We start from the raw sequence: 14,226 nt of genomic DNA, 5'->3' as shown, positions 1-14,226 counted from the left end.
TACTCTCTAAGACCTTAACTTCTTGTATTGTATAAAGTCGCAAACTGCTGTATCTCCTGATATATTGTCGCTTCTCATATATTATTACTGATTACTATAGTTTAAATGTACATTATTTAGGTTTTTTACACTGATTCAAAATATCATTAAGAAGATAAGGACAAACTTCAGGAAAATCACAAGCAGGATAATCAATTAGATAAAGATCAATTGCGTCTGAATAAATACCTTGCCATTCTCTCTCTAATTTTGGTTTCATAGAAGGGCTATAACGTCTTCTTATCGTGTTGGAAAAAGCTTTTATTTCTGCTTGCAAATGACGATTAGTTTGCGGTTTATTGGCATAATCAATCTTTAAATTATGTTGAATAATTCTTGTTAGTAAGGAAACCACCGCTTGATAATCACTTCTTCCCAAAGCTTCGATCTCTTCTATTATATTTTCCCAGTCCAATTTCTCGAAATTTTGCTCTCTTAATGCTTCGCTTTGTTCCATTGTCCATTGATAAAAATCTGTTTCATAAGTGTCTATTTTTTTTCCTTGACTCATCAGTTTAACTACTATAGTTAGCGCGCGCTGTTATGGCCATGAAGCGAAATCCTTACGGTAGAGCAGAAATACTCACTCCTGACCAGATATCTTTATTATTTACTGAAGGGTTCACCAAGCCAAGGGAGCCGGCTTTGTTTGGGGTGTGTCTTTATGGAGCCACACGCATCAAAATCGGCACATCTTCTTTTATGGAACAAAAGAAGATGTGCCGAATGTGGATTAAAAATGGCCAACGGTCACTTCATCTAGGGCTGCTGTGACAAAATTGTTACTGCCTTGCTCCCATTTAATGACTTGACTGGGGTTACTTTCGCTACGAATGATACATTTCCATTCTGCGGTTTCACCAGCTATAAGCTTGATGGTGTTATTCCAAGTAGGATAGGTATCTGGATTGAGTTTAATCGCTTGGGTCACATCCCAGTTACCTAAATTTGTATTATTGCCTACTACATAAACACTTTGACCCAGCTGAGTTAAACCATTCTCGCAGCTAAATTTGACATCGACTTCTGGCTTTAGAGTTTTTTCCCAGAGCCGAATAGTCCCATTATCTTCATTCATCAATTCACGCCAGGGTCCACTGACTACTTGTCTAGGATCACTAAGATTAGAATCTAGTGCGAAAAGTAATTCTCCTTTGCTACCCATCGTCCTTCCTACTAACCCGCTATAGCGATTATCAAACTTGATATCTGAGTAAGCTTTAATGCCTAAATCTTGACGAATCTTAATAAGGTTTTTCAGAAAATCCTTGAGACCCCAATCATACATATGTGGCCAGTAAACGACTGGTGTACCTGGACTAGACAAAATGTACGCATAAGCCATTTTTCTTTGTTGATCTGCTAAAGGCCAATGATGTTGGCCTCCTAAAGGTCCAGGAGAATAGCCAGTATCATGATTATCGACAAAAGTTACTGCCACTTCGCGCCACTTGGCATCTGGATTGCCATTCAAACCATACTTCCAATCGCTGATAGAACCATTCTGCATACGATCTTTGAGAGCGAAATCAAATACCGAACAATTAGAAGTATCTGAGAAGTTTTTAATGATATCTTGCCAAGTTGCATGGTGTCGCCAATCATTATTAGGATAGTCTTGGGGACTTTTCCATAACTCCCCAACACAGAACCCTTCGTCTAAGGTTTGATTCATCCAGGCATCAATGCGTTCGGGAGCATAACCACGGACGAAGTCGAAACGAAAACCACTAGCACTATAATTCTCTTTGAGGTTGCTAAACTCATCTTTGAAAAGGTTGTAGATTCTTGGGTTGGCTGTATTGAAATCAGAATCACCACTCATGAACGGATCGCCATCATCGCAGTTGCCGCAGTCTGTGCGGTAATAGCCCTGGTTGGAGGGTAAATCCAATTCATCTCCTAAATGACCTCTATTATGATGGTTCGGCACGATATCATAAATAACTTTAACCCCTTTGCCTTTGAGTTCGGCAGCAGCCTCTTTAAGTTCGAGATCGTCACCATAACGGCTATTTTTATTAAAGTCTGTCCAGAAATAACCTTCTCCACCAAATTCGATATTTTCTGTACGAGAGGGATTCCAAAAAGATTGATCTCGCCAGGGGACTGGGAGCCAAATACCTGTAAAACCGTCGTTTTTGATTTCCTCTGCTTTGTCTTTCACTATCTTGTACCAGTCTTCTTCCGCTGTTCTGACTATATTCCAATGAAAACCTTGTAAGATTACTTCATCACCACCATGAAAGCGAACACCATTACTGGTTTTTCCATCGGTATCTGCCCAAGCTTGGGGTGTTGCTATGATTAAGATAACAAATAAGAACACAAGATAAAGAATCTGCTTGAAATGTCGATTGCTCAAGGAAAACATCTTTTAACTCCTTAACTTTTTTTGATTAATCTATTGTAATTGACTTTTTTTTATTTCCTATATTAAAATTGATTAAGAAATTGGAACGATTAATTTCCATTACGGTTCCCATGAACCGAAACTAATAAGTGATGATACTAAAGATGAAGCACTTCAAAGATTAACTTCAACCCACCCCTAACTCCTCCCAGGAGGGGAACAGAAGGAGAAGAGAAGGGAAAGTTCCTCACTAAGTTCCGATGCTATCCCACAGCAGTTAAACTAAAGATAATGGTTATTAACACAACTGTCATGGAATCTATTAATATCCATCAAGCCAAAACTTACTTATCAAAGCTATTACAGAGAGTCAAATTCGGAGAAGAGATCATCATTGCTAGTCTTGGGGTTCCTGTTGCCAAGTTAGTGCCTTTCGAGAATCAGCAACCGTCCCGTATATTGGGAATAGATCGAGGGAAATTTACAGTTCCTGACGATTTTAATGATCCTTGACCCAATGACATTATTAATGGTTTCTATGGTGAGGAGTCCTAGCAACTGTTATATTAAGAATTGTAAAGACTATATTTAATAAAAAAAATAAACCAATGTCAGAAACAATTGTATTAGGTGGCGGCTGTTTTTGGTGCGTGGAATCAGTTTATCAAAATGTGGGAGGGGTAGAAGCTGTTGAATCTGGTTATGCTGGAGGAAACACAGACAACCCCACTTATGACCAAATTTGTACTGGAAGAACCGGACACGCAGAAGTAGTTAAAGTGACTTTTGATCCTCAAAAAGTTTCCTTAACTAAAATATTAGAAATCTTTTTTATTGCTAGTCACGATCCTACCACATTAAACAGACAAGGAAACGATGTAGGAACCCAGTACCGTTCTATTATTCTCTGGAACTCACAAGAACAATTAGAAACTGCTAAAACAGTGATTGATAAACTCAATACTGATAATGTTTTTAGTGGAAAAATTGTCACAGAATTAAAAGAACTTACTGAGTATTATAAGGCAGAAGAATATCATCAAAACTATTTCAAACGAAATCCTCTGCAACCCTATTGTTTGTTTAGTATTCCCCCTAAATTAAGCAAACTCAAGAAGTATTTTCCTGAGAAATCATTAGCTTAAAAGTTAATCTGTTAAGCATCTAAATTACTATACTAGACTGACGGGGAGACGGGGGGAGAGAGATACGGGGAGAGGGGTTGCTAATTTTTTGCTTAACTTCATGATATGCGGTTTAAATGCTTGCGCAGCTTATAATCCTACTCCTGCCTCCTGCCTCCTGCCTCCTGCCTCCTGCCTTCTGCCTTCTGTCTTTTCTTGAGATAAAGGAGAAACAGGAGGAGGAGTTATGGGTCCCAATACATCCGGAGGGGATAAAGGTTTTTCATAGTCGGCCACAACTTCCCGTAGTTGACTAACCCGAAAAACCAGTTTAAATTTTCTACCTAACTCTTTCTTGATTAACTGTTCAACTAAACCAACTTGGGTAGAAGTGATGGGATTGTTAATATTTTCTTGAACCGTAACTAAGATAATAGGATAATCCTTACTCCAGGGAAAAGCAGGCCATTGAACATTTAAAGCCACCAACTCACTTTGTTGCCCAACAGTTACGGTTTTATTTCGTAAGAGAGTAATAATTTTACCTTCAAATCTTTCTTGTTGAAGAAGATTTCCAAAACTAATAAATAAAGGAAAAACTAAAATTCCTGTCAAGGCTGTAAACCCACTCAAAGCTTGACTGGTTTGATCATAATTGAGGTAATAACCACCAAGAATAAAGATAATGATACAAGAGAAAGTAATACCCAATAGGTTAGTTAAATACAACAAAAATGCCCCACTAGCTAAGGGTAAAGCATTTTGAGATAGGGCGATACCCACAACACATAAAGGAGGCATCAAAGCCACAGAAATGGCTGTCCCGGCTAAAGCATCGCTGAGTTTACGGCGAATTTTAGCAAAACCACTAATGGCCCCAGCGGCCACAGCTACTGCTAAATCAGCTAAATTGGGTTGAGTTCTCGCTAAAATTTCTGGGCCAAAAGAGGCTTCTGGTAGGGCAAAAAATCCGCTAACCATAGCAGAAATAGCGATCGCTGTCATGGTTCCTATTCCCAGAGTAATAAGACTACTTTTCACTAAAAGGCGATCAATGTCTAACATCCCTAAAGCTAAACCTCGCAACGGTAACATCAAAGGGGCGATCAACATAGCACCAATAATGACAGCAGCACTATTCATTAACAGTCCCAGACTAGCAATAATACAAGAACTAACCGTTAAGACAAGAAACTCTGTATCAAAGTCAGCTTCGTCCAACAATTCTTGTTGTAATTTTATTCTGATATCTGGGGGAACTCTGGGAATTTTGCGTTTGAACCATTGCCTAATGGGGATAAGCATGAAAAACCTCGAACCCTAGCAAATACGATTTTAATTGTTGAGATATTAAACCAAAAAGAATCTTAAATTAAAGGGAAATTTCACTTTTCTTAGTTTTCCCTGACTTTATGTTTTTTTGATGACACGATCGCTGATTTTTGAGGGATAAATGTGTTATCCCATAATCAGTAAACGAGGCGTTAAGACCCCGTCATTAACGACGGGGTTTAAAAATAATTTCAGTCTCCCATCAATTGACAGTTTGTTTTATTTTCCTTAAACTATGAGCAAAACAGGTAAAATTTACTGTTTTCAAGCAGATTATCGAGCATCTACCCAGTTTGATGCACATCAAGTTCCAGATTGGTTATCCCTAGAAGTTCATTGGCAAGGTTATTGCATTTCAACAGTTCCTTGGGTTGCCGATGTGGCCAGGGTTTTGGGTCATTTACCCGTTGAAGACACTCCAGAAGCATGGATGAGTCATTTAGAGGAATTAGGGCTAAAAGGCATAACTCAGGTATGTTGCGAAGACTTTTTTGAAGACAGATTATATTCTTAACTTAAGGGGGCAAAATAGCCCCCACTGAGGAATAATCCCCCAGAAAAGGCAATTAAGAACGTCCAGCAGGAAGAGCAACGCCTTCAGCCGCTCGGCGAAATTCCTCGACCTGATCGCTATAGTCGATCGGTAAGACCCCAACCACATTCTCGTGGGGACGGGGAATAATGACCCAGGTTTCTAGGGTTGCTCCTTCTGTCTTTTCAATAGCGTCCTTTCCAGCTTCCATAGCTGTTTTAACTTCTTGAACGTCTCCCCGAATATTTAGAGTAAAACGCGCACTTCCAGCGCGAATATAACCAACGATAGTAATTCTTCCTGCCTTCACCATGGCATCGGCCGCTGCTAAAATTCCTGGAAAACCTTTTGATTCGATTGATCCAACTGCTTTTTGAGTCATAGTTAAGTCTCCTAAATTATCATCAATTCACAATTAATAGTCAACAATTAACAGTTAATTAATTCAATGTTTAAAATTTACCCTATCTTGGTAAGCGCACCCAAGGAAATTTCAAATCATCTGGGTTCGTATCGCTTTTTAAGGGGAAACAATCAAATAAATTCTTTACTTCCCATCCTCTCATTTTTACAGAGAGGTAATTGTTAATTGTTAATTGTACATTGTACATTGTTGAATGATGGCTTTGTTAACAATAGAAATAATTTTATAGTGAAAAGGTCTAATTCTTCTATGAAACGCGGAATTGTTCTACTGCTTCTGTGAAATCTAAAGGAAGAACCGAGAGCAGATTTTCTGGGGGGTTAGGGACAATGTAATGACTAGCTATTTTACCGTTATAAGATTTTACAGCCGCTTCTTTTCCTGCTTCCATAGAATTTTTCACCTCAGAAACAGGACCACGAATGGCCACCAAAAATTCTCCACGTTCAGCTTTATCAAAATACACAATTGTCACCCGGCCCCCTTTAACCATTGCATCGGCGGCCGCTAAAACGGCGGGAAATCCTACGGTTTGAATGACACCAACGGCTTGAGGCATAAGGATAATAATGGGAAAAGCATATTTTTCTTGTTCACCCATCATATCATGATGGGGATTCTGGGATCAGTGTTGGGATGACTCTCCCAGTATCCCAGTTTCCCGGTCAAGCGATGGTGCAATTTATTCTGATTTAACTAACTCTGTGGGAGTCTCAGAGGTATCAAATACCAGTCTTAATAGAGGGGGAGATAAAAAGGTAGTGGCAATCACCATCAACACAATGGCCACATCAATAGAGGGAGGTAAGGCCCCTGTTGCTGAACCCAACCCGGCAAATACTAACCCCACTTCTCCACGGGGAATCATTCCGGTACCAATACCAAGACGGTTAATTTTTTCATCGGAAAAGGCAAAGAACCCTGCTGATACTTTGCCGACAATAGCCACAATAATCAGAAAACCAGCTATGATTAAACCTTCTTGATTAGCCGGAACCGATGGGTTAAGAACACTCAGATCGGTTTTTGCCCCAATAGAAACAAAAAACACCGTTGAAAAGACTACGGAAAGCACTTCTATGGCCTCAATTAAGCGTTCTCTTGCTGTGGTTCCTCCTAATATTAATCCTGCTGCGAATGCTCCAAGAATCGGTTCTAAACCGACAACTCCTGCTAGAAAACTGAGGAAAATAAAGAGAATAAAGTAACCCATCCCTCGGTTGGGAGATTTTAATTTCTCTAACTGAGTGACAAACCAGGGGCCAAAAAACCGATTCATGATTACGGCAGTTATCATAAACGTAGCCGCAATGAGGATTAATGTCAGGGCTTTAGCTACATCCACTTCTCCTGTCTCCACAATACTGATAACCACTGCGAGGATGACAATGCCTAAAATATCATCGAGAATGGCTGCCCCTAAAATAATTTGACCTTCTTTGGATTTGAGAACCCCGAGATCCTGCATTACTTTGGCTGTGATACCGATACTGGTGGCAGTTAAAGCTGCCCCGGCAAATAATGCGGGTAAGGTGGGAACATGAAAAAGATAAGTTAGCCCCAAAAACCCTAAAACAAAGGGCAGGGTTACTCCGACAATGGCTACACTGGCTGATTGAAAGCCTACTTTAAGCAATTCTTTTAAATCAGATTCTAAACCAATGAGAAATAATAATACCCCAACCCCAAATTCGGCGTATTCATCGATAATTAAAGGAACTGGTTCCTCAAAAACGGCTTTAACTTGTTCTGGGGTACTGTTAGAAAGAATCTCAATCAAATGGCTTAAGGAGGGATTAATTTCCCCTCCATCCAATACCACAAGATGTAATCCGGAAACCCCAATCACTACACCTGCAACTAAATTACCAAGGACTGATGGTAAACCTAGTCTGGCTGCTATTTCTTCAAAAAAACGACTAAATACATAAATCGAAAGACTGACTAAAGCTAAAGAGACAGCTAGGGCTTTTCCATAACTCTCTCCTTCTGTGGCAGTGGCTAAAAGCGATGGACTACACCACTCTAAAGCACTGTTGATAAGCGATATAGGTTCTATCATGGGCTTTTCTAAAAATGTTAAACAATTAATTTTGATAAGTTTGATAATTGGGAAAAACCCAATCTCTAAGACTTAAATGTATCACATCATTCTTATCGTAGTTTTTTGGTGCATTAATGTTTCAGTTGAGTGAGTGTGAGAGGGTTGGTTAGTGTGGGAAATATTTACTTTTTAGGTATTTAATAGTTCTTCTCTAACTTGCATTAATAATTCTCCTAAGCGATTTTTTCCAGTATGTTTTTTTCCAATTCCCCAATAATAATCATAAGGGGAATTTTCGTAAAGATGTCTATTTTCAGTTGCTAACAAGATTTTTTTCATTTTCGGATGACTAAACTTTTTTCTTAAAGCATATAACATCACTTCTTCTTTTACTGTTTCCCAATCTCTTCTTAAAGGCATTTGTCTAGTTTGACCTAGTTTTTTTGCTTTCCCTGGTGTTTGAGCAAGACGAATTTTTTCTCTATATCCTTGATATTTTTCCCCAGGAAATTTCATGGCCTGAAAATAATGTTCTACCGTTGACCAATATAAAGCTTCTTCATCCATAAACCCAAATAGATAAAAATTTGATAATTCATACCATTGATTAGTTTTACTAAAAAAATAGATTGGTTTATTCATATAGTTGTTTTAAATCAGTCTATTAATAAATTAATATTGAAAATCCCCATAATAAAATCGAAATAAATACAGTTACAATAATCATCATACTAATAAGTTTCGAGCTTTTATACTCAATTATTTCTTTAAAATCCTCTGCTTTCCCAAGCGATAAGATTCTGCTTTAACTAATAATGATTTAGCAAATTCCATTGCATCTTCTGAGGAATGTCCTCCTGTTAATTGCGCTAATTCTTCTTTTCTGGTTTGAATATTTTCTAATGCTTTTACCCTGACAACTGTTCTTAATTCAGGTAAACTTAATTGTCCATCTTCTTCGTTTTCTAGTTTGGATAATTCTTCAACAACTTGCTTTTCAACTCGGAAATGATTGGCGGCCATAGCAGCAACTAAGGGTTGATGCGTAACACATAAAATTTGATAAGTCTCGCTTAAGTTGTCTAATTTTTCTGCGATCGCTTGGGCAACTTTTCCGGAAACTCCTGCATCAATTTCGTCAAAAATCAAGGTTCCTGAACATTTTTCTGACTTGGCAAAACAAGCTTTTAATGCTAAAAGAAAACGACTCATTTCCCCCCCAGAAGCTGTACGAGATAAGGGTTGTATTTTTTCTCCTGGGTTGGGACTAAAATAAAAAACAACTTGATCGCTACCATTAATACTGGGATTACAAGAAGTTATCTTACAAACAAAAACTACTTTATCCATGGCCAAAGGTTTTAATTCTTTGACTAATTGTTTCTCTAATTTTGTGGCAGCTTTCTGTCTTAATAGGGTTAATTCTTCGCAAATTTTTACTAATTTTTCTTGAGCAAGATTATACTCTTTTTCTAATTTTTCAATGGACTGTTCACTATCGTTTAATTCCTCTAATTCTGCACTTAATTTCTGATATAAACTAATTGCATCTACTAAATCTGGCCCATATTTGCGACATATACGCTTAATTAGGTTTATTCTATCTTCTACCTCGTTTAATCGCTCTGGATCTGCTTCTAACCTATCTCCATAACCGTTTATTTCTTTTCCTGCTTCTACAACCTGGGTTAAGGCGGATTTTACCATTTCTAATAATGGTTCCAGTTCCATATCATATTCTGTCATATTTGTCAAGAGCAATTCTGCCTCTCCCAAGCGATCGGCGATCGCGGGTTCTCCGCTATAGTTTTGATAGAGAAGTTGATAGGTTTGGTAGCTTAGTTTCTGCAACTCTACCACGTGGGAGAGGCGATCTCGTTCTTGTTCTAGTTTTTGCAGTTCATCGGGATCACTTAATTGTGCTTCATCCAGTTCTTTTGTTTGATATTCTAATAAATCTAGGCGTTGTAATCGTTCTTGTTCTGATTTTTTACGTTTATCTAAAATCTTTTCTGCTTTTTTACAATTTTCATAAGCAGACTCTACTAATTTTCGTTGTTTGAGGATAGCATTACCCCCATAAAGATCCAATAATTCCCGTTGTCGGGTTGCATCCATTAGTTGGACGGTTTGACCTTGTGCGGTAATTTCCACCAAGAGACTGCGGAATTGTGCCATTAACGGTAAGTTTACCAGAACCCCATTGATTCGGGAACGCGATCGCACGGTTTCTCCGGTTAAAGATAACTCTCGCAAGCATACCACAGTGCCATCATCCAGGGTATCAATTTCTTGCTGCTGTAACCATCCTAAAACCCTATCATTCTCCGTAAATGTCGCTTCTAGGGATGCGTGTTGTGTTCCCTGACGAATGAGACGGTTATTGACTTTCCCCCCTAAAACAACATCGATTGCATCAAGGATAATCGATTTTCCGGCTCCTGTTTCCCCTGTCAATACATTCAACCCTTGGCCAAACTGAAGGGTTAAGCGATCAACCAACGCAAAATTTTTGATCTGCAATAAGGAAAGCATGGAGTTGGAGTTCAAAAGTTAGTATAAGTTTGTTCCTTGATCTTAAGCAATTTCAGGAAAAGTGCAACTTAAGCAAATCAGGATATTAAGGGAGTTAGAAGTTTCTAACTAAGTTCCGGCACTATCCCATAGAAGTTCCTCACTACGTTCCGGTGCTATCGTACAGAATTTATTTTTTAAACAGAGATTTATTCTTCATTTCAAAAACTATTCACCTTAAAACGTGCGGTTTTATAAGCAATGATTTTCGATGATATAAATACAGTTGCTGGAATTTTATGATAGCGTAGATAATATTTTCATATTTGTCAATCAATACAACAATGTTATTAGAGTTAAAACGTTTTGATATTCCCCCAGGACAAAAAATTTTCTTAAAAGATGTTACTTGGGATGAATTTGAACAAATTGTAGAAGAATTGGGGGAACATAGAGGTAGTAAAATTGCTTATCATTATCACACCTTAGAAATTATGACACCATTACCTGAACATGAAAGCAATAAAGAAATCATTGGTGATTTAATTAAAACTCTTTTAGAAGAGTTAGATATTGAAGTTTATCCTTTAGGTTCAACTACATTTAAAAATAAATTGATGCAGCAGGGAATTGAACCTGATAATTGTTTTTATATCGAAAATGAAGCAATAATAAGAGGAAAAGATCGTTTAGATTTAACCATTGATCCACCTCCAGATTTAGCCTTAGAAATTGATGTTACTTCCCGTACCCATCGAGAAATATATGCTTTATTAGGAGTTCCGGAATTATGGAGATTTGAGAAAGGAAAATTACAAATTAATGTCTTAGAAAATAACAACTATAAAGAAGTAGAATTTAGTCCCCATTTCCCTAATTTACCTCTGAAAAATTTTCTACCATACTATTTACAAAAAGTCAAAAAATCAGGAAGAAATAAAACAATTAAAGAGTTTAGGAGATGGATTAATGAACAAATAGAAGATAACTGAATAACTGTTTACTGATCAGTGATCACTAATCACTGATAATAGAAATACCATTACTAGATAATTTAGTAACCCAAAATTCCAAATTAGGATCTTCTATTTTTTCCCTAGCTATTTTTTTAATAGTTTCTGCTTCGCTTTGAGACTGACATAAAGTAAATACAGTAGGACCAGATCCTGACATCATTGTTCCCAGTCCTCCTGCCTGTTGTAAAATATCTTTTAATTGAGCAACTTGGGGATATTCAGCTAAAACAACCTTTTCTAGATCATTATGTAATAACTGTCCTATTTTGTCTCCATCTTTGTGACTAATTGCTTGTACAAAAGGACCAGAATGAAGGTGAGAAGTACGAGACTTAATTCCTGCGCTATCATTAATATAACTATCACCAAACTGTTGCTTATAAGTTTTGTAAGCCCAAGGCGTTGAAACAGAGAGATTATTGTATTTAGCGAGAACAACCCACAAATTTTCTAAATCTGGAATAGCATCTAATTTCTCTCCTCTTCCTGTAGCGATTGCAGTGCCCCCACTAACACAAAAAGGAACATCAGAACCCAACTTTTCTGCTAACTTTTGTAATTGAGGTATAGTTAATCCTAATTCCCACAATAAGTTTAATCCGACTAACACCGCAGCCCCATCCGTTGAACCTCCAGCTAATCCTGCAGCCACAGGAACTTGCTTATCAATAGTAATATCAACTCCGCCATAATTAGCGAATTCTTGGGAAAATTCTTCACTCATTAATAGAGCAGCTTTATAAGCAATATTAGTCTTATCTAAGGGAACTAAAGGATGATTACAATGTAGATTAATTGTTTGAGTTCCATTAGAGCGAATTTCCAAGAGATCGCCTAAATCAATACTTTGTAAAATCATCACTAATTCGTGATAACCATCGGGACGATCACCGACAATTTCCAGATATAAATTAATTTTAGCAGGGGCAATTAATTGATAAGTTCGCATTTTTAATTCCTGGGTTCAATAATGAACAATGGATAATTGATAATCAATGATTTTAACTTTTGTGACATAACACTAAAAAAGTAATAAACTTCCTCTCCTGGGAGCGGTTAGGGGGGGAGCATCCCAAAGTTGCAAATTGTCCTTGATTGATAATAGTTGATCTGATTAATTTCCCCCCGTCTCCCCATCTCCCCCTCTCCCCGTCAAACTTCAAGAATACGTTTTTTGCAAAAATGGGATGCTCCCGTTAGGGGTGGGTTGACTTCTAACTTCATTTAGCTCCTGCTTTTTTTAATAATTCAATAACATCAGGATAATTATTATATTCGGCTAAAGACAAAGCAGTATAACCACTGTGATTTTTTTCATCTAAATTAACATTTTCAGTTGCTAATAACAGTTTAACCACATTAACGTAACCACGATGAGATCCCCACATCAAGGCCGTTGCCCCGGTTTGATCCTTTAAACTTATATCAGCCCCGGCCGTTAGTAATAAACGCAAGAGGCTAACATTACCCTCATCAGCGGCCTTCATCAACCCTGTGCGTCCATTGGCAAGTCTGGTGTTAGGGTTTGCCCCTCCATCCAATAAAACTTGAATAATTTCTGAGTTACCATGAGCGATCGCCAATGTTAGAGGAGTTTCCCCGTAATTTTTGCGGTTAGGATCAGCCCCGTATTGTAGTAATTCTTGGATTATTTTAGTATAGCCCTGTACCACAGCTAAAATGAGGGGAGTATCTCCAAATTGGTTGGTTAAGTGAACATTCGCCCCTGCCGCTAATAAAGCCTTAACCGCCCCTAAATGACCCTCTACGGTGGCATAATGTAAAGGGGTTTCTGCTTCCTCATCTCGTTGGTTAACGTTTGCTCCTGAAGCTAATAGGGCTTGGATAATGGCTGTTTGACCTTCAGCCGCAGCTAAAGATAATAAGGTTTCTCCTTCAGCATCAGGACTATCGATGTCTGTTTCAGGGGTTAATAAGGACTGAAACACCCTTAAACTGCCACAACGAAGAGCAAACACTAAAGCTCGTTCTAGGGTTAGTTCCTCTTGAAAATTTGGAAATAGGTGTATAATTTCGGGGTGATCCCCTTTGATCGCAAGTTTTAAGGCCGTATTACCCTGTTTATTGTGATGATCCATATCAGCACCAGCAGCCATCAAATGGGTGACAATCTCCGTATGTCCTTTGTAAGCAGCGATCATCAAGGGTGTGTTGCCATCATCATTAGTTTGGTTAACCTGCGCTTGGGCCGCAATTAAGTCTTGAACAATCTCAACTCGGTTAGCAGCTACAGCAAACATCAGGGCTGTTAAACCTGAAAAGGCTCGTTGTTGATTAACGTTTGCCCCCACCGACAATAAACACTGTACAACCTCTCTATGTCCTCTTTGGGCTGCGTACATCAAGGCACTGGTATTTTGTAAATCAGTCCCATTGACGTGCGCCCCTTGTGTTAACAATGTTTCTACGGTTTGACAGTCTCCTTGTCGGGCCGCGTTAACCAGTTGGAAATCAAGCGGTGAAACCATACAACCCTTTCCTAAGACTCTATCCTTATTATGATCGGCTCAGGGTATTCTCGGTCATTTCATTTATCATTTAACATTATCTAAGTCAGCTAAGGTTGAACAGCGAAACCTTGACCGAATACTACGTAGGTTTTCAAAATTATCTCTTGAGACTCCTCATCTCCCAGTCTCCCAGTCTCCCAGTCTCCCCATCTCCCAGTCTCCCAGTCTCCCCATCTCCCAGTCTCCCCATCTCCCAGTCTCCCAGTCTCCCAGTCTCCCAGTCTCCCAGTCTCCCAGTCTCCCAGTCTCCCAGTCTCCCAGTCTCCCAGTCTCCCAGTCTCCCAGTCTCCCAGTCTCCCAGTCTCCCAGTCTCCCAG

At 38.6% G+C, this 14,226-nt stretch carries 14 protein-coding genes and 1 pseudogene; 4 read left to right on the top strand and 11 right to left on the bottom strand.

Features of this window, described 5'->3' with window-relative positions:
* Positions 1 to 112: 112 nt before the first annotated feature.
* Positions 113 to 550 (bottom strand): DUF29 domain-containing protein, encoded by a 438-nt coding sequence (locus tag QNJ66_RS24475; protein ID WP_300511268.1) that lies wholly within the window; start codon positions 548 to 550, stop codon positions 113 to 115.
* Between the two features lie 222 nt (positions 551 to 772).
* Positions 773 to 2,368, bottom strand: a complete 1,596-nt coding sequence (locus QNJ66_RS24470) for a glucan 1,4-alpha-maltotetraohydrolase domain-containing protein (protein ID WP_300511267.1) — start codon at positions 2,366 to 2,368, stop codon at positions 773 to 775.
* 315 nt (positions 2,369 to 2,683) lie between these two features.
* Between QNJ66_RS24470 and QNJ66_RS24465 the strand changes: the two genes are divergently transcribed.
* Together QNJ66_RS24465 and msrA are read left to right on the top strand one after the other, a co-directional pair.
* The gene (locus QNJ66_RS24465) at positions 2,684 to 2,905 is read left to right on the top strand and encodes a type II toxin-antitoxin system Phd/YefM family antitoxin (protein WP_300511266.1); all 222 of its coding nucleotides are present in this window, start codon (positions 2,684 to 2,686) and stop codon (positions 2,903 to 2,905) included.
* A gap of 95 nt (positions 2,906 to 3,000) precedes the next feature.
* Positions 3,001 to 3,537, top strand: a complete 537-nt coding sequence (gene msrA / locus QNJ66_RS24460; protein ID WP_300511264.1) for a peptide-methionine (S)-S-oxide reductase MsrA — start codon at positions 3,001 to 3,003, stop codon at positions 3,535 to 3,537.
* Between the two features lie 129 nt (positions 3,538 to 3,666).
* Here the strand turns inward: msrA and QNJ66_RS24455 are convergent, their stop codons facing one another.
* Positions 3,667 to 4,821 carry a DUF389 domain-containing protein gene (locus tag QNJ66_RS24455; RefSeq protein WP_300511263.1) on the bottom strand — a complete coding sequence of 385 codons (1,155 nt, stop codon included), beginning with the start codon at positions 4,819 to 4,821 and terminating at the stop codon, positions 3,667 to 3,669.
* A 262-nt stretch (positions 4,822 to 5,083) separates the two neighbouring features.
* On the opposite strand from QNJ66_RS24455, the gene QNJ66_RS24450 reads away from it, so the two are divergent.
* Positions 5,084 to 5,362: a hypothetical protein gene (locus tag QNJ66_RS24450; protein ID WP_300511262.1), complete on the top strand. Its 279-nt coding sequence runs from the start codon at positions 5,084 to 5,086 to the stop codon at positions 5,360 to 5,362.
* Positions 5,363 to 5,414: 52 nt separating this feature from the next.
* Here QNJ66_RS24450 and QNJ66_RS24445 read toward each other — a convergent pair whose 3' ends face one another.
* The 5 genes from QNJ66_RS24445 to recN all read right to left on the bottom strand — a co-directional run bounded on the left by QNJ66_RS24445 (position 5,415) and on the right by recN (position 10,383).
* On the bottom strand, positions 5,415 to 5,762 hold the full coding sequence (locus QNJ66_RS24445; RefSeq protein WP_300511261.1) for a carbon dioxide-concentrating mechanism protein CcmK: 348 nt from the start codon (positions 5,760 to 5,762) through the stop codon (positions 5,415 to 5,417).
* A 289-nt stretch (positions 5,763 to 6,051) separates the two neighbouring features.
* Positions 6,052 to 6,363, bottom strand: a complete 312-nt coding sequence (locus tag QNJ66_RS24440) for a carbon dioxide-concentrating mechanism protein CcmK (protein WP_300511269.1) — start codon at positions 6,361 to 6,363, stop codon at positions 6,052 to 6,054.
* A gap of 123 nt (positions 6,364 to 6,486) precedes the next feature.
* Entirely contained in the window at positions 6,487 to 7,866 is a 1,380-nt protein-coding gene (locus tag QNJ66_RS24435) for a cation:proton antiporter (protein WP_300511260.1), read from the bottom strand.
* A gap of 171 nt (positions 7,867 to 8,037) precedes the next feature.
* Positions 8,038 to 8,490: an NADAR family protein gene (locus QNJ66_RS24430; protein ID WP_300511259.1), complete on the bottom strand. Its 453-nt coding sequence runs from the start codon at positions 8,488 to 8,490 to the stop codon at positions 8,038 to 8,040.
* Between the two features lie 117 nt (positions 8,491 to 8,607).
* Entirely contained in the window at positions 8,608 to 10,383 is a 1,776-nt protein-coding gene (recN, locus tag QNJ66_RS24425; protein ID WP_300511258.1) for a DNA repair protein RecN, read from the bottom strand.
* A gap of 323 nt (positions 10,384 to 10,706) precedes the next feature.
* Between recN and QNJ66_RS24420 the strand changes: the two genes are divergently transcribed.
* On the top strand, positions 10,707 to 11,354 hold the full coding sequence (locus QNJ66_RS24420; RefSeq protein WP_300511257.1) for a Uma2 family endonuclease: 648 nt from the start codon (positions 10,707 to 10,709) through the stop codon (positions 11,352 to 11,354).
* Positions 11,355 to 11,379: 25 nt separating this feature from the next.
* On the opposite strand, the gene ispE is transcribed toward QNJ66_RS24420, so the two are convergent.
* The 3 genes and pseudogenes from ispE to QNJ66_RS24405 all read right to left on the bottom strand — a co-directional run.
* Positions 11,380 to 12,327, bottom strand: a complete 948-nt coding sequence (gene ispE, locus QNJ66_RS24415) for a 4-(cytidine 5'-diphospho)-2-C-methyl-D-erythritol kinase (protein WP_300511256.1) — start codon at positions 12,325 to 12,327, stop codon at positions 11,380 to 11,382.
* 271 nt (positions 12,328 to 12,598) lie between these two features.
* Positions 12,599 to 13,867 carry an ankyrin repeat domain-containing protein gene (locus QNJ66_RS24410; RefSeq protein WP_300511254.1) on the bottom strand — a complete coding sequence of 423 codons (1,269 nt, stop codon included), beginning with the start codon at positions 13,865 to 13,867 and terminating at the stop codon, positions 12,599 to 12,601.
* Between the two features lie 139 nt (positions 13,868 to 14,006).
* Positions 14,007 to 14,226, bottom strand: a pseudogene (locus QNJ66_RS24405) (hypothetical protein); the annotation flags it as partial.

The sequence above is a fragment of the Crocosphaera sp. genome (genome assembly GCF_030064895.1).
GTDB lineage: Bacteria > Cyanobacteriota > Cyanobacteriia > Cyanobacteriales > Microcystaceae > Crocosphaera.
This window is presented reverse-complemented; position numbering and strand designations above follow the sequence as displayed.